The 18,697-nt window shown below is 74.4% G+C and carries 15 protein-coding genes; 3 read left to right on the top strand and 12 right to left on the bottom strand.

The window, feature by feature from the left end:
• Positions 1-19 precede the first annotated feature (19 nt).
• The 12 genes from AB4039_RS00960 to AB4039_RS00905 form a co-directional block, all read right to left on the bottom strand.
• Complete coding sequence (locus AB4039_RS00960; RefSeq protein WP_442269730.1) at positions 20-1,678, bottom strand: glycoside hydrolase family 13 protein; 1,659 nt, start codon at positions 1,676-1,678, stop codon at positions 20-22.
• Between the two features lie 56 nt (positions 1,679-1,734).
• The gene (locus AB4039_RS00955) at positions 1,735-2,292 is read right to left on the bottom strand and encodes a sugar O-acetyltransferase (protein WP_266846074.1); all 558 of its coding nucleotides are present in this window, start codon (positions 2,290-2,292) and stop codon (positions 1,735-1,737) included.
• 38 nt (positions 2,293-2,330) lie between these two features.
• Entirely contained in the window at positions 2,331-3,341 is a 1,011-nt protein-coding gene (locus AB4039_RS00950) for a methyltransferase (protein ID WP_266846006.1), read from the bottom strand.
• A 266-nt stretch (positions 3,342-3,607) separates the two neighbouring features.
• Complete coding sequence (locus AB4039_RS00945) at positions 3,608-3,874, bottom strand: helix-turn-helix domain-containing protein (RefSeq protein ID WP_266846005.1); 267 nt, start codon at positions 3,872-3,874, stop codon at positions 3,608-3,610.
• Between the two features lie 9 nt (positions 3,875-3,883).
• Positions 3,884-4,699 (bottom strand): HAD family hydrolase, encoded by an 816-nt coding sequence (locus tag AB4039_RS00940; RefSeq protein ID WP_442269729.1) that lies wholly within the window; start codon positions 4,697-4,699, stop codon positions 3,884-3,886.
• 32 nt (positions 4,700-4,731) lie between these two features.
• On the bottom strand, positions 4,732-5,586 hold the full coding sequence (locus AB4039_RS00935; RefSeq protein WP_442269728.1) for an endonuclease/exonuclease/phosphatase family protein: 855 nt from the start codon (positions 5,584-5,586) through the stop codon (positions 4,732-4,734).
• Positions 5,583-6,263: a DUF1349 domain-containing protein gene (locus AB4039_RS00930; protein ID WP_266846002.1), complete on the bottom strand. Its 681-nt coding sequence runs from the start codon at positions 6,261-6,263 to the stop codon at positions 5,583-5,585. The genes AB4039_RS00935 and AB4039_RS00930 overlap by 4 nt, the downstream gene beginning before the upstream one ends.
• Positions 6,260-7,093, bottom strand: coding sequence for an SDR family oxidoreductase (locus AB4039_RS00925; RefSeq protein WP_266846001.1), 834 nt, complete (start codon positions 7,091-7,093; stop codon positions 6,260-6,262). Before AB4039_RS00925 ends, AB4039_RS00930 begins: the two co-directional genes overlap by 4 nt.
• On the bottom strand, positions 7,090-8,460 hold the full coding sequence (locus tag AB4039_RS00920) for a glycosyltransferase (RefSeq protein WP_266846000.1): 1,371 nt from the start codon (positions 8,458-8,460) through the stop codon (positions 7,090-7,092). The genes AB4039_RS00925 and AB4039_RS00920 overlap by 4 nt, the downstream gene beginning before the upstream one ends.
• Positions 8,441-10,276 (bottom strand): 1-deoxy-D-xylulose-5-phosphate synthase N-terminal domain-containing protein, encoded by a 1,836-nt coding sequence (locus AB4039_RS00915; RefSeq protein WP_442269727.1) that lies wholly within the window; start codon positions 10,274-10,276, stop codon positions 8,441-8,443. The genes AB4039_RS00920 and AB4039_RS00915 overlap by 20 nt, the downstream gene beginning before the upstream one ends.
• Complete coding sequence (locus AB4039_RS00910) at positions 10,273-11,610, bottom strand: aminotransferase family protein (protein WP_442269726.1); 1,338 nt, start codon at positions 11,608-11,610, stop codon at positions 10,273-10,275. Before AB4039_RS00910 ends, AB4039_RS00915 begins: the two co-directional genes overlap by 4 nt.
• Before the next feature lie 94 nt (positions 11,611-11,704).
• Positions 11,705-12,784 (bottom strand): phosphotransferase, encoded by a 1,080-nt coding sequence (locus AB4039_RS00905; protein ID WP_266845997.1) that lies wholly within the window; start codon positions 12,782-12,784, stop codon positions 11,705-11,707.
• Between the two features lie 472 nt (positions 12,785-13,256).
• Between AB4039_RS00905 and AB4039_RS00900 the strand changes: the two genes are divergently transcribed.
• From AB4039_RS00900 to AB4039_RS00890, 3 genes are all read left to right on the top strand, one after another.
• On the top strand, positions 13,257-14,654 hold the full coding sequence (locus tag AB4039_RS00900; RefSeq protein ID WP_266845996.1) for a hypothetical protein: 1,398 nt from the start codon (positions 13,257-13,259) through the stop codon (positions 14,652-14,654).
• A gap of 219 nt (positions 14,655-14,873) precedes the next feature.
• A complete protein-coding gene (locus AB4039_RS00895; protein ID WP_266845995.1) occupies positions 14,874-15,809 on the top strand; it encodes a cyclase family protein in 936 nt (311 codons plus the stop codon).
• 105 nt (positions 15,810-15,914) lie between these two features.
• Entirely contained in the window at positions 15,915-18,683 is a 2,769-nt protein-coding gene (locus tag AB4039_RS00890; RefSeq protein ID WP_442269725.1) for a SpoIIE family protein phosphatase, read from the top strand.
• The last annotated feature ends 14 nt before the right edge of the window (positions 18,684-18,697 follow it).

The following is an 18,697-nucleotide window of genomic DNA, read 5'->3' as shown; positions in this document are numbered from 1 at the left end:
TCCCACCTTTGCTTGTCGTTCATGAGTCGGGGGCGCCGGCCGGGGGCCGGCCGAGCCAGGCGGCCGCGTGCGGCGCGAGCTCGTGCCCGGACGCCGGATCACTGGCCAGCAGTACGGTGTGCGCCCGCGGCAGGGCCACCGGGCGGTCGGAGAAGTTCACGAGGCACAGGACGTCGTCCCGGCGGAAGGCCAGCACGTCCTCCCCGGCCGGCACCCAGGCGAAGTCCTCGCCCCGGAAGGCGTCCAGGGAGCGGCGCAGGCGCAGGGCCCGGCGGTACAGGCTGAGCAGGGAGGCGGGGTCCGCGTCCTGGGCCGCCACGGTGAGGGCGGCCCAGTGGTCCGGCTGCGGGAGCCAGGTGTCCGCGCCGGCGCCGCCGCCGAATCCGTACGGCCGCTCCCGGCCGGACCACGGCAGGGGCACGCGGCAGCCGTCCCGGCCCGGGTTGACGCCGCCGGAGCGGAAGTGGACCGGATCGCGGCGGGCCTCCGGGGGCAGGTCCTCCACCTCCGGCAGCCCGAGTTCCTCGCCCTGGTAGAGGTAGACGGAGCCCGGGAGGGCCAGGGTCAGGAGCGCCGCGGCGCGGGCGCGCCGGGTGCCGAGGGCGAGGTCCGTGGGGACGCCGGCGGTGACCTTCCCGAAGTCGAAGGAGGTGTCGGCCCGGCCGTACCGGGTGACCGTACGGGTGACGTCGTGGTTGCACAGCACCCAGTTCGCCGGGGACCCGGCGCGTGCGCTCGTGGCCAGCGAGGCGTCGACGGTCTTCCGCAGCGCGGCGGCTTCCCAGGCACACGTGAGGAAGGCGAAGTTGAAGGCCGAGTGGAGTCCGTCGCCGCGCAGGTAGCGGGCCAGGCGCTCGCCCTCCCCGGTCCAGATCTCGCCGATGAGGACGCGCTCGTCCGGATAGGAGCGGGCGATGCGGCGCCACGACCGGTAGACGCCGTGCAGTTCCTCCCGGTCGACGTACGGGTGCGGCCGCTCGCCCGGGGGGCGGACCAGGTCGGGCAGTTCCGGGTCCTTGGCCAGCAGGTTCGCGGAGTCCACCCGGATGCCGGCCACCCCGCGGTCGAACCAGAACCGCAGGATCGACTCGAACTCGGCGCGGACGGCGGGATGGTTCCAGTTGAGGTCCGGCTGCTGCGGGGTGAACAGGTGGAGGTACCACTCTCCCGGTCGCCCCGCCGCGTCGGTGGTCCTGGTCCAGGCCGGTCCCCCGAACTCGGAGAGCCAGTTGTTGGGGGGCAGCTCGCCGTGCTCCCCGCGTCCGGGCCGGAAGTGGAACGGTTCGCGCTCGGGGGCGCCCGCGGGGGCGGCGAGGGCGGACCGGAACCACGGGTGTGCGCAGGAGACGTGGTTGGGGACGAGGTCGACGACGATGCGGACGTCCAGGGCGCGGGCCTCGGCGATGAGCAGCTCCGCCTCGGCCAGGGTCCCGAAGGCGGGGTCGATGTCACGGTGGTCGGCGACGTCGTATCCGCCGTCGGCGAGGGGCGAGCGGTACCAGGGGGTGATCCACAGGGCGTCGACGCCCAGCCCCGCCAGATGGGGCAGGCGGGCGCGCAGCCCCGCGAGGTCTCCGGTCCCGTCGGCGTTCCCGTCGGCGAAACTGCGCGGGTAGACCTGGTAGACGACGGCGTCGCGCCACCAGTCCCGCGGCGGCGTCCGTCCTGGTGTGGGCACGGCCCATCTCCTTCCCGCACCGGGGCCGCCGCCCGCCGGGCGGCCCGCCCGGTGCCTCAGAGCGCCTCCCGGACGACGCGCGCGGGGTTCCCCACGGCGACGACGCCGGCCGGCAGGTCCTTGGCGACGACGCTGCCGGCGCCCACGACCGTGTTGGCGCCGATGGTGACGCCGGGCAGCACGATGACGCCCCCGCCGAGCCAGGCGCCGTCGCCGATGACGATCGGTTTCGCGGTTTCCCACATGCCGTGGCGCAGCTCGGCGGAGTGCGGATGGTTGGCGGTGTACAGCTGGCAGCGCGGTCCCATGCGGACGTCGGCGCCGATGGTGATCGGCGCGCAGTCGAGGAGGACCGCGTCGAAGTTGATCCGGGAGCGTTCCCCGATCTCGATGAAGAACCCGAATTCGCACAGGAGCCGGGGCACCACCCGCACTCCGGGTGCCACGGCTCCGAACAGCTCCCGGAGGATCCGGTCGCGCTCGCCCTGGTCCGCGAGCGCGGTGGCGTTGAACCGGTCCAGGAGGTTCTCGCAGCGTTTGCGGTAGGGGCGCAGGGCGGGGTCGTTGGCCAGGTAGGGCTCTCCCCCCGCCAGGCGGCCCTTGATCTCGTCCAGTTCCACGGCAACCCCCTCGGATCCGGCGGTACGCTCCCTCACTCGCCCGGTGCGGGCTTGACGGCGACCACCATCGATTCGGGGCCGGCGAGGTGGCGGACCCGGGTGTCGCGGAATCCGCATTCCCGCATCCAGGCGGTGCAGTCGGCGCCGGTGTAGTCGAACCCTTCCGGTACTTCCATGTGCATGATGAGGCTGAGGATCAGGCCGATGGCGTTGTCGCGCCGCTCGTCGTCGATCAGGGTCTCGTAGACGAGGACGGCGCCGCCGGGGGGCAGGGCCTCGTACGCCTTGCGCAGCAGGAGTTTCTTGGTCTCCAGGTCCCAGTTGTGCAGGACGTGGCCGAACACGATCACGTCGGCCCGGGGCAGGTCGTCCTGGAAGAAGTCCCCCTCCGCGAAGACCTGGCGATCCGTCAGTCCGTGCGCCCCGGTGTAGGCGAGGAAGCCGTCCCGGGTGGGCGGCAGGTCGAACCCGGTGGCGGTGAGGTGGGGGTGGCGGAGCAGGACGCGGGTGGACAGGGCCCCTTCGGCGCAGCCGATGTCGGCGAGCGAGCGGTAGTCGTGCCAGGGGAACTCCTCGGCGATCGCCTGCGCCGAGTCGATGCTCAGTGCCGTCATGTCGCGCTGGAAGGAGCGGACGGAGCCGGTGGTCCGGTAGACCGCCTCGTAGTAGTCCCGGCCGGTGTGGGCGCCGTTCAGGGCCTCGCCCGAGCGCAGGACCCGGGTGAGGTCGTCGGCCAGGCCGGTGCTCCGGTCGACGAAGCCCCCGCCGAGGTAGGCCTCGCTCCTGGCGGGGTCCAGGTAGGTGCCGGCCGCCGGGGAGTTGGAGTAGTGCGCGCCGTGGCGCTCCAGGAGTCCGAGGGCCACGAGCGCGTCGAAGAAGTCGGGGGCGACGCGTTCGTGGACCCCGGTGCGTGCCGCCAGTTCACCGGTTTCGAGGGGGCCGGCGGCGAGTTCGCCGAACACGCCCGTTTCGAGGGCGCTCAGCAGGGTCTTCGTCTTCCAGTGCGCCCACATGAGGTCGACCACCGGTTGTGCGGACGTCATGAACGGCACCTCCCTCGCTCGTGACTCGGTACGGACCGTCGGGGGCCGGTGGTGTGCCGCCGGCCCCCGATCGGTGTTTTCGTGAGGTGGATCAGCCCTGGCGGTGGATCTTGATGGTGCGGGTCTGGACGGCCTTGGCGGCGAGCTCGATCTTCTTCATGGTGTGCTCCTTTTTCCATGGGGATGAGGGTCGTTCATCTGTCGTGCGGTTTCCGGTGTTTCCTGTTCCGTTCGCCGCTGACAGGTATTACTTTGCCGGGGTCGCTTCACGCGGCCAAGTCACGGGATTCCGGGACCGTCGAGGAGACCGGCGCCGTCGTCTGCGCCGCGCACATCGCGAGGAATGCCATCTGAACGCGCGTGGTGGCGCCCGTCTTTCCACGGATGCGGCGCAGGTAGGTGTCGACGGTATGGACGCTGAGTCCCATGCGGCGGGCTATTTTGCAATAGGTGTCGCCTTCGGCCAGGTGCACGAGGACCTCGCGCTCGCGCCGGGACAGGAGGGAAACGGTTTCCTGAATGTTCTCGATCATCACGGCACCTCAGAAAGTCTTGTCGCGCGGAAAGGTGGCCGGCCCGGTGAAGTGCAGGGCCGACAGGTCGGGCAGGATCCGGTCGGCCGCCCCGTGGTCCAGGCCGCGGGTCAGGGCGGTGGGCACCGCCACGACCGTCATGCCGGCCGCCCGTGCTGCCGCGACGCCGGTGAGGGAGTCCTCCACGGCCAGGCAGCGGCCGGGGTCGGCCCCGAGGGCCGCCGCGGCCGTCAGGTACGCCTCGGGATCCGGTTTGCGCCGGGTGACGTCGTCTCCGGTGACGACGGCGTCGAAGTGGCGGCCGAGGCCGTAGTGGCGCAGCCACCGGCGCACCCAGTCGCCGTCGGAGGAGGAGGCGACGGCCAGGCGCAGCCCGGCGGCGCGGGCCCGTTCCAGTGCCCCCGGCACGCCGGGGAGCAGACGGACCAGGTCGGGCGTCATGTGGACCTCCCACAGCTGCCCGAGCCGCCGCCGCAGCGCGGCGTCGTCCGGCGCCGCCGCCCCGCACGGGCCGCGCAGCAGCGCGAACAGGGCCGGATAGCCCTCGGGGCGGCCGCAGACCTCACGGGCCCAGAACTCCCGGGGCAGCCGCTGCCCGTACTCGGCGAACAGGGCGCCGCAGGCGAGGAAGTCGGGGCGGACGGAGTCCACCAGGGTGCCGTCGAGGTCGAAGATCACGGCGTCGTGGGGGGTCGGGCCCGGGGCGGCGCCGCGAGCGGGGGCGGGGCCGGCGCCGGGGGCGGCGGGATGGCCGGGGGGCGAGCCGCCGCCCGGCCGTCTCGCGGTGGGGTCGGGGCCGTCTCCGGCCGGTCCGGTGGGTCGCACGGCAAATCCACTGCCTTTCGGGGAGGGCGGGGTCACCGGCGGCGCAGCCGGATCGTGACGGGCCGGTGGTCGGAGGCGGGCGGGCGGCCGGCGCGCCGGTCGGGCCACGGGTCGGGCGCGCCGTAGGCGAGCAGGCCGGGGACGAGGGAGGGGGACAGCAGGAACAGGTCGATGCGGCGCTGTGCCTCCTGCCCGGGCCCCGCCGTGCCGAAGGTGGGTGCACGCAGGCCCAGGTGGGCGCCCGCGTCCACGAGGAGGGGGTCGGCCGGGTCCCCCAGCAGCCGGGCCACGGGCATGCGGTCGGCCCGGTCGGTCCCGTCGAGGAGGTGGTCGGCCCTGCGGTGGCGGGGCACCCGGCTCCAGTCCGGCTCGGGGTCGCCGGGCGGCAGGCTGTTGGCGTCCATCCCCGCCACCAGCGGCGCCAGGGCGGGGTCGGCGTGGCGGCGCAGGTGGTCCGACTCGATCCGCCGCCCGGTCGGGCTGAACGGGTCGAGGTGCGCCACCAGGAACCGCAGGGGTGTCGTCCAGCCCGGCAGGCCCAGGGTCGCCAGGCCGTGGCCGTGCCAGTGGGTCAGTTCGGGTGCGGGCCGTTCCGTGTCCAGCCGCTCGATGTCCCGCTGCCAGAAGACGGCCTGGTGGCAGCCGGTCTTCGCGAGGAACAGCTCGCCGTCCATGCCGAAGGCGGCCTTGGCGTCCTCGAAGAGCGCCCCGTCGTTGCGGTGCCAGCCCCAGCCCTCGGTGGTGAGCAGGACCCGCGGCCGGAGCGCGGCGACCAGCTCGCACTGGGCCAGCCAGCGTTCGTGACGGCCCGCGAGGCGCTCGATGCCCGCCTCGTAGAGGTTCCAGAACATGACCAGGTCGCTCCCGTCGGCGGTGTCGGCGCTCACCGCCGGTCCGCCAGGGCGCGGGGGCTCCACCGGGCTCCGGTGAAGACCGCCGTGCAGGAGTCGGAGAACGGCGCCTGCGCGAACAGGGCCAGCCGTACGTCCGCGTCCGCGGGGCCGAGGAAGGTGCGTACGAAGAGCCAGGGTCCGTCCGGGTCCTCGCGGCAGAACATCGCGTGGCGCCCGCCCTCGCGGGTCACCAGCAGCTCGGCGCGCGGGCCGGCCAGGGCCGGTCCCACCGCCTCGTCCGACAGAGGGCGGGAGACGACGGTCACCACCGCCCAGCCGCCCGCCCGGGTCCGCTCCACACAGACCTTGAACCAGCCGTCGGCGCCGTGGACGAGGATGCCTCCCGCGTCGCCGAAGGCCCCGCCCCGGACGGCGACCCGGGCGCGGACGGTGTGGTCGCCGGCCAGTGTCCGGCCCAGCAGGGGGACGCCGGAGGCCTCGTGGAAGCCCGGCATCGCGAAGAGGTCGGCGCCCCGGTCGGCGCGGATCTCCAGGGTGGCCGCGTCACGGGCCGCCACGGCGCCGGGGCCCGAGAACGTCCAGCCGGTGTCGTCGAAGGCGAGGGCGTGTCCCCGGGGCGGTGTCGCGCCGGGAGCGGTCGCCGCGGCGGTCAGGGCCGCGGTGACGCCGTCGGGGGCGGGGGTGGTCACCGCGGCGGCGGGGGCGGTCACGGGGCCGACATCCCGCCGTCGACGCTGATGGCCTGGCCGGTCACGCGGGGCGCCGACGCCAGGTACAGGACCAGCCCCGCGATGTCCTCGGGCGTCTGGAACTCCCGCTGCGGGACCATCGCCCGCATGCGCTCCCAGCACTCGTCCTCGCTCTCGCCGGGGCGGACGAACTCCGAGAGGAGGTAGCGCCACATGTTGGACCGGACGATCCCCGGACAGACGGCGTTGACGCGGATGTTCTCCTTGGCGACCTCCTGGGCGAGGGCGGCGGTGAAGCCGATCACCCCGAACTTGGCCGCGCAGTAGTGGGCCACCTTGGAGAAGCCCGAACGTCCCGAGACCGAGGAGAAGTTGATGATGGAGCCGCCGCCGGAGGCGCGCAGCAGGGGCAGCGCGGCCCGGGAGGAGAGGAAGACCCCGTCGAGGTTGCCGGACACCACGTGCCGGAACTCGGCGAGTTCCATGGTCTCGACCGGGCTGACGTGGGTGACGCCGAAGGCGTTGACGACCGTGTCGAGACGGCCCTCCCCGTCGGCGATCCCCGCGTAGAGCCGGTCCACGGCCTCCTCGTCGGTCGCGTCGACCTCGGCGGCGGTCACGGCCAGGCCCTCGGCGGCGAGCCGGTCGGCCAGCGCGCGGGCCTCGGTGTAACCGGTGACGGCGGTCGAGCGGTAGTGGTTGAACGAGGACGGCAGCCGGTCGGTGTCGGCGGCGACCACCCGGGCGCCCTGGCGGGCGAAGGCCTCGGCCACGGCGGCGCCGATGCCGCGGCCGCCGCCGATGACGAGCGCCACCTGTCCGGCGGGGGCCGGTGCGCGGTCGGTTGTCATGGGGTGACTCCTGTCGGGACGGCGCCCGCCGGGGCGGGCGCGAGGGTGTAGGCCAGCGGGGGCAGGACCAGCGCGTCCAGCAGGCGCGGGAAGGCCCGGTAGTCGGCGAGGTTGCGCTCGGGCGCGGCGACGATGCGGCGCAGGGCCGGGTCGTCGTGGCCGGTGCGCGCGGCGAGGGCGTCGAGGGCGGCGCGGACGGCGCCGTCCCGGCGTTCGAAGAAGTCCCGGAAGAGGGCGGTGGCCGCCGCCGCCTCCGGGGCAGCGCCCGTACGGGGTGCGACGCGCACGGCCCCGGGCAGGATCCGGTCGTGGCCGTCCGGAGCCGGCACCGGTTCTCCGGCGAGGGCCCGCAGGAAGGCCGCGTCGGTGTACGGGGTCTCATGGCGCAGGGCCGCCGGTGCGATGTCGCGCGTGAGCAGTTTCCGTGTCAGGACGTCCTCGTCGACCCGGCCGAGGGGTCCCACGCGGCCCATGTCGAAGGTGCCGTGGACGTCGAGGGTGGTGGGGACGAGGTTGCGGGCGGGGAGCAGTTCGACGGCGGGGCCGACGTCCGCGGCCAGCACGGGGACCCCGTGGGCCAGGGCCTCCAGGACCACCCTGCCGAGGGTCTCCCGTGAGGCGGTGCTGGGGAAGAGCAGGACGTCGATCCCGTCGAAGAAGCCGGCGAGCTCCTCCTGGGGGCGGACTCCCTCCATGCGCACGGCCTCCGGGGGGACCCCGGCGCGGCCGAGCGCGGCGTGCACGGCGGCGCTCTCCCAGCGGGGGTCGTTGGGCTTGCCCGCGCAGACGAGGGTGACGGCGCCGTCGGAGGCGCGGTGGCACCGGGCGAACACCGACACGACCTGGTCGAAGTTCTTGGCGAGCGAGAGCGCTCCCAGATAGCCGATGCGCAGGGGTGCCCCGGTGGGCGGGAGGGGGCGCGGTTCCCGTCGGGGCAGCCGGTCCAGCATGGGGTAGGCCACGGCGGAGCCGGCGTCGGTCACGGACGGGAAGTGCGCGCGGAACAGCCGGCGCGTGTACTCGGTCGGGAACAGGGCCAGGTCACCGGGCCGCACCAGCGGGGCGCACAGCTCCTCCTGGGCCCAGTAGCCCGACCAGAGGGCGGTGTGGGCCTCGCGGACGATCCGGAAGCGGCCTCCCCGCAGCGCGCGCCAGTGGTGGTAGAGGAAGGCGTACGGGCCCGAGCCGGCGTACACCACGTCGTCCTCGCCCAGTCCGGCGACGCAGTCGGGGCCCCTGGTCAGGTCGTGCAGGGTGACGGAGCCGCGCCGGGCGAGGAGGCGGGACATCTCGCGGTGCATGAGGATCGCGCCGTCGACGATGCCGTCGGTCCGCGGCGCCCGGTAGTCATGCGTATGCAGGCGCATGGCCGGACCCCTCCCGGTTCTCCAGCAGCCCTGCGAGCCGTTCGCGCAGCGCTCCGGGGCTCATGCCGTGCAGCGGCAGCTGGTGCCTGTGCACGCGGGTGGCGATGTCCCGGCGGACGGCGTGCACTTCGACGGGCAGCAGGTGCCGGGCGCGCAGGCGCTCCCCGAAGCCGCTGCCCGCTCCGTTGTACTCGACGCTCAGGATGCGGCGCGAGCGTGCGAGGACGTCGAGGCCGGCGGGGTCGAGCCGGGGGTCGAGCGCGGCGCAGTGCAGGTGGGGCAGGCCCACGTCCCGGTTGGCGGCCTCCACCAGGACGCCCGCGTAGCCGAAGGTGACGACGGTGGCGTCGACGGCGTCGGGGCCCTCGCCGGGCGGGGTGAGCCAGACGCCGCCGTCGATGTCGGCCGAGCAGTCCCGGGCCGGCGGCTCGAACGCGGCGTCGATCATGCTGACGACGTGGGTGGTGGCCGGGTCCCGGGCGAGCCGGTCCAGGCAGGCCTGGAACTCGGCGGCGGTGACCGGCTCGTAGACGCGGGTGTGCAGCAGCAGTCCCAGGAGGTTGGTCGCGTTGTGGGCGCCGCCCCACGCGCCCCAGCTGCGCCCGGCCAGGACGAGGAGGTTGCGGACGCTGGTGGTGGCCTCGGTGAGCATGCTCAGCGAGTCCATGTAGTACATGGCGTCGGTGGCGACGACCTTGGTGAGGTGGTCGGGCAGGGAGAGGGTCATCCCGACGGTCAGGGTCTCGGCCAGACCGGTGTTGGTGTACGGCACGTGTCCGCCCAGTCCGAACCGGGCGGCCATGTCGGGTGTGAACACGGCCAGTTCGCGCCCGGTGCGTTCGCGGTGGGCGCCGAGCATCCGACCGGCGGTCGAGGCGAAGGACACGGGCCGGCCGGGGGCGGGCCGCGCCGCGCCCGCGTCCGCCGGTTTGAAGCTGTGGTCCCCCTTGCGGGTGCGGCACACGAGTGCGGCCGGTCCGGGGCGGGCGAGGAGCTCGCCGAGGGCCGCTTCCACGGCGCCGTCGTCGCAGCCGTCCACCTCCACGAGGGTCCCCAGGTAGGCGGACAGGTAGGCGGTGTTGAGCGGCCTGGCCAGTGGTTCGATGCCCTTGCCGTTCGCGTCGACGACGAGGAGCAGGTTCGTCAGTCCCGCGTCGTGCGCGAAGCGCAGTGCCTCGAACGCGGCCCCCTCGTGGAGTTCGCCGTCCCCGGCGAGGCAGACGACCTTGCGGTCGGAGCCGCCGCGCGCGAGCTCCCAGGCGAGGCTGACCGCCTGCGCCACACCGACGCCGAGGCTGTAGCGCATGGTGGCGCGGAAGCCCAGGTCGCGGTGGACGACGCCGGTGAGGCCGCCCTGGTGGAGGGTGGTCAGGGGGGCGAAGGGCAGGGTTCCGCGTACGTAGTGTTCGGCGTAGAAGGCCGGGGCGATGTGGCCGCGGCCGACGACGAGTTCGGCCGGACCGTCGCCGGTGCCGTCCCCGCTGCCGTCCGCGCCGCCGGCCGCACCGCCGCCGCCCTCGTCGACGAGGCCGTGGGCGAAGCAGGCGCGGACCAGGGCCAGTGAGGACAGGTTGCTCTGGAGGTTGCCGGAGCCCGCGATCTCGTGCATCCGCAGGAGGACCTCGGCGCTGTCCGCGTAGAGGCGCTGGGGCACCTGTGCGGCGACCTTGCGCAGACCGTCCAGGAGCCTGCCGCCGTCGCGGCCCTGGCGCTCCATCTCTCGTAACTCGTGCTCGACCACCTGGCGTTCGGCGGGCGTGAGGCGGGGAAGTGCTTCGCGGGCGGGGGCGGCGAAGGTCGCGTGGAGGTCGTTCACCGGCCGGCTCCGAGGACCTCGTCGAGTGCCTCGCCCAGGATCCCCAGGATCTCGTCGACCTCCGCCGGGGTGGTGACGAAGGCGGGGGCGAGGACCACCCAGTCGTCCTGGCCCCGGATGATCAGGCCGCGGCGCAGGCAGGCCGAGGCCACCCGCTCGCCGAGGCGTTCGGCGCCCTCGGCGGCGGCGCCGGTGAGCTTGACTCCGTAGAGGAGGCCGACGGCGCGCAGGGTGGCTCCGTGGGCCTCGGCGAGGGCGCGCAGCCGGGGCTCGGTGTACGCGGCCAGCTCGGCGATCCGTTCCTGGTAGCCGCCCTCGCGGAACAGCGTGACGGCGGCGAGCCCGGCGGCGGCGGCCAGCGGATTGGCGGCGTAGGTGTGCGAGGGGGCGAAGGACACCGGCCCGCCGCTCTCGCCGAGCGCCTCGGCGACGTGCCCGGCCATCAGGACGGCGGCCAGGGGGGCGTACCCGCCGGAGATGCCCTTGCCGACGCAGAGGATGTCGGGGGTCACCCCGAAGGTCTGGGCGGCGAAGGGCGCTCCGGTGCGGCCGAATCCGGTGACGATCTCGTCGAAGACGAGCAGGACGTCGTGGCGGTCGCAGACCTCGCGGACCCGGGCGAGGTAGTCGTCCGGCGCGATGGCCATGCCGCGCAGGTGGATGACGGGTTCCATGACGATCGCCGCCACCGAGTCGGGCCCCTCGGCCTCGATGGTCCGCTCGATCATGGACGCGGCGAGGGCCCCCGACTTCTCCGGCGGGACGTCCCAGAAGGACTCCAGGCAGTCCGGCGGCCACACGTGCACGACGCCCGGGAGCCCGGGGCCGAAACGGGTGACGTCGGGCCGGCCGGTCAGGGACAGGGAGCCGAAGGTGGCCCCGTGGTAGCCGTGGTAGTAGCTGAGGACCTTCACCTTGCCGGGGTTGCCGCGGGCGCGGTGGTGGAGCCTGGCCAGGCGCATCGCGGCCTCCACGGCCTCCGAGCCGCCGTTGACGAGCTTGGCGGCCGTGATGCCGGGGGGCGCCAGGTCGACGAGGGCCCGCGCCAGTTCCAGGGCGGCGCGGTTGGTGCCGTGCAGGGGCGGGTTGAAGGGCAGGGTCCGCAACTGCCGGGTCACGGCTCCGATGATGGGCTCGCAGTCGTAGCCGAAGCAGGTCACGAAGACCCCGGAGAGCGCGTCGAGGTAACCGCGGCCGGCCGCGTCGGAGAGGCGGATGCCCTTGGCGGACTCGAAGAGCAGGGACTCCGACGAGTGCGGCACCTCGAAGCAGAAGGCCGACAGGTCGGCGGGCCAGGAGGAAGCGGGGTCCGATGGTGTGGTGGTCGTCGTCATGTACGGCTCCTTCGGGTGAGGGGACGGGGGTGCGCGGGCACGCCGGGGCGGCCCGGCGGGGGCGGTGGTGGGTACGGGGTGCCGGCGGAGGCGGTCAGCCGGCCGCGGCGGCGCTGAGCAGCCGGTGGACGGCGAGTCTTCGCGCCGGGGACAGCAACTCGAAGTAGGCGAGCCACTGGGGGGTCAGGATGCCCCGGTCGAGGATGTCCTTGGCGATGTCCACGATGACCGGCAGCGAGTGCGCCATCAGGAGGGGCATGAGGAGCACCTCGTCCCCGGGCTTCAGCAGTCCGCGGCCGCGGCCGGTGCGCAGGAAGCGGGCGAGGACGTCGCGGGCGGCGCCGGTGTCGGCGCCGCAGGCGAGGACCGCCGTGTCGGCGGTCCAGGCGAGGTCGAGGAGCCGGTCGGCCACCTGGAGGTTGTCGAAGTCGAGGACGGCCAGCACGCGGGCCGCGCCCCGGTCGGAGAGCAGGAAGTGGTGGACGTGCAGGTCCCCGTGGACGACGGAGGGACGGCCGGCACCGACCGGCTGCGACCGGGACAGGGACCTCAACATCGGTGCGGTGGCCGCGAGTTCACGCAGGACGCGGGCTGCGGCACGGTGCCAGCGGTCCGCTCCGCGCTCCGCCCGGGGCAGCAGGCGCCGCTCGGCGTCCTGGAGGGCGGCCGGCCAGTGCTCCTCCTCCACCATGAGGGGCAGGTGTACGGTGGCCAGCTTGCCGGTCACCTCCGGGGGGAGGGTGTCCAGCGCGGCCCTCAGGGCCAGCCCGGCGGCGACGATGGCGTCGGCCTGCTCGCGGCCCCCGCTCGCCCGGGCCCCGGGGCTGTGGGGCGACAGCTCGCACAGGATCCCGTCGTGCCGGACGGCGGGCCGGCCGTCGGCGGCGGGGACGACGGGCAGGACGGGCACGCCCCGCCGGGAGCAGTGGGCGAGGACCCGGGCCTTGAGTGCGGGGAAGTTCCCGGGCCGGGCGGCCTCGGTGTTCAGCTGCACCTTGAGCACGTGGTCACCGCCGGGCCCCGCGACCCGCCACAGCCCCGCGGTGTGGGTGAGCGGGGCCGCGCCCCCGACGGTGAGCGGGATCGGTCCGGCGGCGCCCCACGCGTCGCCCCAGTGGGTGGCGAGGACGTGGCGCACCCACTCCACCGTTCCGGCCGGGGCGGCAACGGTCATCGGCTTTCCTTCCGTTCCTGGGACGTGCGGGTCTCCCGGGAGAGACCGGGCTCCGCGGCACATCGGGTTGTCGATGCGGCCGGGGCACTCGACGCACGGGGCGTCGATGCGCCCCACAGCTTTCCTGGAGAACTGTCCCGGACGCGGCTAAGGCAGCCGTCACGATTGCCTCGCGCCCGACCGGAGCCCGGCTCAAACGGGTTGCGGCGAACCGGCACACCCGTCCGGCCACCCGGGACCGCGTCCGCCGGCGGTGGGGGCGCCCCGGTCACCGGCACGGGGCCGGTCGTCGGCCGCCGGGCTGCCCACCTCCCGCACCCCGGCGCCGCACAGTAGATGAACCTTCAATTGTCTTGCGCGGCAGCCGAGTTGGCCGGATCCCGAGATGACCGGCGCGGCGTCCGCATGGCATGATCGACCTTCAGATTACTTACGAGTAACACCTGCTATCCGATCTGAAGGTCACACCTACGTGCGCACGCTCACCCGACGCCTCCTGCTCCCCGGCCTGACCACCCTGGCGCTCGCCGCCACCGGCTGCTCCTCGACACCGCACACCGGCGCGGTCGCCGAGGCGGGAGGCTCCCCCACCACCGCGTCACAGGGCGACGGCACCCAGCAGCTGACCGTGGACGCCGCCCCGCAGGGGTCCGCCGCACCGTCCGCCATCGCCCGCACCCGGACCGGCCAGACACAGCCCGAGAAGTCCTCGCTGAAGGTCGCCTCCTACGACAAGGCCAGCGGACGGGCCGTCATATCCAAGGCCCCGCAGGGGCCCAGCGGTTCCCCGACCCACTCCCCCACACCCGACCAGCCCGTCGCCGTCGGCGACGTCATCGCCAGCGCCCCGGCGCCCGGCGCCCCGGACGGCCTGCTCGCGAAGGTCACCGAGGTCGTCAAGAAGACCGAACGCGGCACAGAGGTGAAGACCGCCTCCACGACCCTGGCCTCCGTCCTGAAGGACGACAAGGCCGACGGCAAGGTCCCGGTCGACCCCGCCACGGTCGCGGTCGAGCCCCTGATGAAGGGCGTCACGGTCTCCTGGGCCAAGGGCGGGGGCCTGCGCTCCGGGCCCAACAGCGCCAAGCTGCCCCTCGGCAACCTCCGCCTCGACGTCAACGCCGCCGTCGACACCGCCGAAGGCGCGCCCGTCTCGGCCGGAGCCTCGGTGTCCGGCTTCGTCCAGCTGGCCCCCGAGGTGGAGTTCTCCTACGAGGGCGCCCAGGGCGCCGGCGCCCTCCCGCACTCGGCCTTCCTCGGCATGAGCGGCGACTGGTCCTCCCAGTGGGAGCTCAAGGGCCGCGCCGCGGCGAGCACGGGAGCGCCCAAGCGCATCCCGTTCGCCAAACTGCACAGCTCCCCCGTCATCCAGGTGGGCCCGGTGCCCGTCGTCGTCAACCTCGACCTGACCTGCTACGTCCAGGTGGAGGCGGACGGCCGGGTCACCCTCGACGTCCGGCAGGACGTCAAGGGCGACTTCCGCGTCGGCGGGAGCTACGCCACCGGCAAGGGCTGGACCCCGGTCAGCACGTCGGCCGTGCAGAGTTCCCCGGTGAAGGCCGAGGTCACCGCCGCCGGAAAGGTCAAGGCCGCGCTCGGCGCGGAGGCCTCCGTCGGCCTGTACGGGGTCGTGGGCGTCGGCGCCGACTTCGCCCCCTACCTGCGTGGCGAGGCCGAGGCCAAGGCGAGCGCGTCCACGGACGGCAAGACCTCGGCGACGGGCTCGTGGGCGCTGCACGGCGGCTTCGACCTGAGCGGCCAGCTCCACCTCGGGCTGTCGCTGTTCGGCACGCCGGTCATGGACCGCCGCATCCCGCTCGGCACCCTCAACCGCGAGTGGCCCCTGGCGAGCGGACGGGCCGGCCTCTGACCGGACGCGGCCGCCACGACCGGCCGCACCCCGCGGGACACCGCCGGACGGGCGGGAGGGCGACGGCCCCTCCCGCCCGTCCGGCGCTTCCGGAGGAGGAATGACGCGGCCCCCGCCCGCGCGCCCCCGGCCCGGTACCGCGCCGGGCGGGGATCCTGACCGGGGAGGCGGCGGGCGCGCGGGCGCCGGCCCGCATGGACCCTGGAGCGCCGAGCACGCATGAGCAGCGACCCCGCCAACGGACCCGCCGTATCGCGGCGGGAGTTCGACGCGCTCTTCGAGGCGGTCCGCACGTGGGGCCGCTGGCCCGCGCCCGACCGCGGCGCGTGGAACAGGGTGACCGCGGACCACGTGCGCGGGGCCGCGGCCCTGGTCCGGTCCGGCACGGTCGTCCCGATGGGGCGCCCCTGGGACACCCGCCCCGGACCGGACAACACGAAGCCCGCCCTGCACCACATGTCCGACCTCGGCGACGTGGAGGCCCCGGAACCCTCCGCGTACAAGGACTTCCTCGCCGCGGACTACCACGGCAAGAGCGTGACCCACCTCGACGCCCTGTCCCACCTCGCCTACCGGGGGCGGCTGTACGACGGCCGCGACGCGCGCGCGTCCGTCGGCGCCGGGGGCGCCCGCTTCGGCTCGGTGCAGGCGCTCGGCCCGCTCGTGACCCGCGGCGTGCTCCTCGACCTGCCCGCCGTCCTCGGGGTCGACTGGCTGGAGCCCGGCCGGGCGGTGCACGCTCCGGACATCACCGCCGCGGAGCGAACACTCGGCGTCACGCTCGGTGACGGGGACGCGGTACTGCTGCGCTCGGGCCGCTTCCGCCGGCGCCGGGAGCTCGGCCCCTGGGATTGCGGCGCCGCGAGCGCGGGCTGGCACGTGGACGCCCTGCCGCTGCTGGCCGAGCGGGGCGTCTGCCTGCTCGGCGCCGACGGGGACAGCGACGTACGGCCGTCGCCGGTCGAGGGCGTGCACTCGCCCGTACACACCCTGGCGATCACCGCCATGGGGGTGCCCCTGCTGGACAACCTCGACCTCGAAGCCCTCTCCGCCGCGTGCGCCGGGGCGGGCCGGTACGCGTTCCTGCTCGTCGTGACCCCGCTGAACGTTCCCGGCGGCACGGGCTCGCCCGTCAACCCGGTCGCGGTCCTGTGAGGCCCGGGGGCCGCCGATCGCTCCCCACTCACGCCAGCCATAAAATGTGAGGAATATACTCAAACCGGGCGATCGAGAGCGTTCCGGTGAGGGGAAGTGGTGCAGATGGGGGTGGTGGAAGACCGCATCGGCCCCGTGCTCTCACGTGATCGTTTTCTGCACGGCGAGACGGTCGAGTCGGTCGAAGGGGACGTGCGGGGCGCGATCCTGAGCTCCTGGGAGCGCTGCCGGCTGCTGGGCCTGTCCCCGGACCGGGCGGACCTCCCCTTCACCCAGGACTTCGACCCGGACGGCCCCCTCGTGCGGGCCGCCGCTCCCGTGCTCGACCGGCTCCAGTCGATCTTCACGGGGAGCCGGATGAACATCTGCCTCGCCGACGGGCACGGTGTCGTACTGGAGCGCCGCTTCGGGGACAAGTCCCTGCCCCGGCACCTCGCCCCGATCCAGACCGTCCCCGGCTTCGTGTTCGCCGAGCAGGTCGCTGGGACCAACGGCATCGGCCTCACCCTCGCCGAGCGGGGCCTCGTCCAGGTCTACGGCGCCGAGCACTTCGCCGAACGCTCACAGTCGAGCGCCTGCACCGCCATCCCCGTACGCGACCAGCTCAGCGGGCACATCGAGGGCGTACTGTGCCTCGGCTACCCCTACACGGACGCGGACCCGGCACTGATCCCGCTGGTGCGCAGGGCCGCCGAGGCCGTCGAACGGCGCCTGATGGAACAGAGCTCGGCACGGGAGCGAGGACTGCTCCACGCCTACCTGGAGGCGGGGTTCCGCGCCGCCCGCAACGGCACGGAACCCCGCAACGGCTCCCCGCTCGCCATGGCCGAGCTGCTCCAGAGCGAGCTGGACCAGTCCGACCGGTCGCTCCTCAAGGAGCGGGCCACGGAGCTGATGTCCTCGGCCCGGCGGGCCGCCACCGAGGTGCCCCTCTCCCACGGCCGGTCGGTGACCCTGGTGAGCCGTCCCGTCACCAGCTCCTCCGGGGTGGAGGGGATCGTCATCGAGGCACTCATCCCCGAGGACACGGAGCGCCACGCCCCCGCCCCGCCCCACGCGGACGCCGCCGGCCACGCCCCCGCCCGCGCGGACTCCGCCACCCGCTCCCCCGCGCCCGCCCCCTCGTCCGGTGCGGACCCCGCCCCCGGCATGGTCCGGGGCCTGGTGCTGGTCGGCGAACCGGAGGTGGGCCGGTACGCCGTCGCGGCGCGGCGCCGACTGGAACTGCTGGCCGAGGCCGGCAACCGCATCGGCACCACCCTGGACGTGGACCGCACCGCCCGGGAACTGGCCGAGACGGCGGTCCCGCGCCTGGCCGACTTCGTCACCATCGACGTGCCCGAGGCCGTGCTGCGCGGGGAGGAGTCCCCCAACCCGACCGCGGAGATGCGGCGCACGGTGGTCCACGGCATCCGCGAGGACTGCCCGTTCTACCCGGTCGGCACGCGGGTGAACCTGCATCCCACCACGCCCCACATGCGCTGCATGACCACCGGGCAGCCGGTGCTGGAGCCCGAGCTGAAGGCCGCCTTCGGCTGGATCGCCCAGGATCCGGCGCACGCCGAGCTGCTGCTCGCCCACAACGTCCATTCCCTCATCACCGTGCCCCTGCTCGCCCGGGGCGTCCTCCTGGGCATCGTCTGCTTCTACCGCTCGCAGGATCCCGCGCCCTACGGCGACGACGACCGGGCGCTGGCCAGGGAACTCGCCGCCCGCGCCGCCCTGTGCATCGACAACGCCCGGCGCTACACGCGCGAGCACACCCTGGCGCTGTCCCTGCAGCACAGCCTGCTCCCCCGGGGCCTGCCCGAACAGGGCGCCGTCGAGGTCGCCCACCGCTACCTGCCCGCCGAGTCCGGGGTGGGCGGCGACTGGTTCGACGTCATCCCCCTGTCCGGCACCCGCGTCGCCCTCCTCGTCGGCGACGTCGTCGGCCACGGACTGCACGCCGCCGCCACCATGGGCCGGCTGCGCACCGCCGCCCGCAACTTCGCCGAACTGGAACTCGCCCCCGACGAGCTCCTCACGCACCTGGACAACCTCATGGTGCGGCTCGACCGGGAGGAGGGCGGGGACCTGCCCGGCGCCGGGAGCACCGGCATCGTCGGCGCCAGCTGCCTGTACGCGATCTACGACCCCACCTCGCAGCAGTGCACCGTCGCCCGCGCCGGCCACCCCCCGCCCGCCCTCGTACTCCCCGACGGCAGCGTCTCGCTCCTCGACCTGCCCGCCGGGCCCCCGCTCGGCCTCGGCGGCCTGCCCTTCGAGTCGGCGGAGATCACCCTCCCCGTCCACAGCCAGCTGGTCCTGTACACCGACGGGCTCATCGAGGACCGCCACCGCGACGTCGACACGGCCCTGGACCAGCTGCGCGGCGCGCTGGCCCACCCCGACCGCGCCCCGGAGGACACCTGCCGGGCGGTCCTGGACGCCGTGGCGCCCGAACACCCCGGTGACGACATCGCGCTGCTCGTCGCCCGGACCAACGCCGTGCCCGCCGACCGGATCGCCTCGTGGGACCTGGACCCCGATCCGGCCCTCGTCGGCCAGGTCCGCGCCGCCGCGGTGGAGCAGCTGGACCGGTGGGGACTGGAGGAATCCTCCTTCGCCACGGAACTGCTGCTCAGCGAGCTGGTCACGAACGCCGTCCGCTACGGGAGCCCGCCCATCCGGGTCCGCCTGATCCACGACCGGACCCTGATCTGCGAGGTGCACGACGCGAGCAACTCCGCTCCCCGCATGCGCCACGCGGCCTCCACCGACGAGGGCGGCCGCGGCCTGTTCCTCGTCGCCCAGCTCGCGCAGGCCTGGGGGACCCGCTACACCACCGGCGGAAAGGTGATCTGGGCCGAGTGCGCCCTGGACGCCGCGTGAACGGCACCGCCGGT

The sequence above is a fragment of the Streptomyces sp. M-16 genome (assembly GCF_052114405.1).
GTDB lineage: Bacteria > Actinomycetota > Actinomycetes > Streptomycetales > Streptomycetaceae > Streptomyces.
Note: the sequence above shows the minus strand (reverse complement) of the source record. Positions and strands in the feature narration are given on the sequence as shown.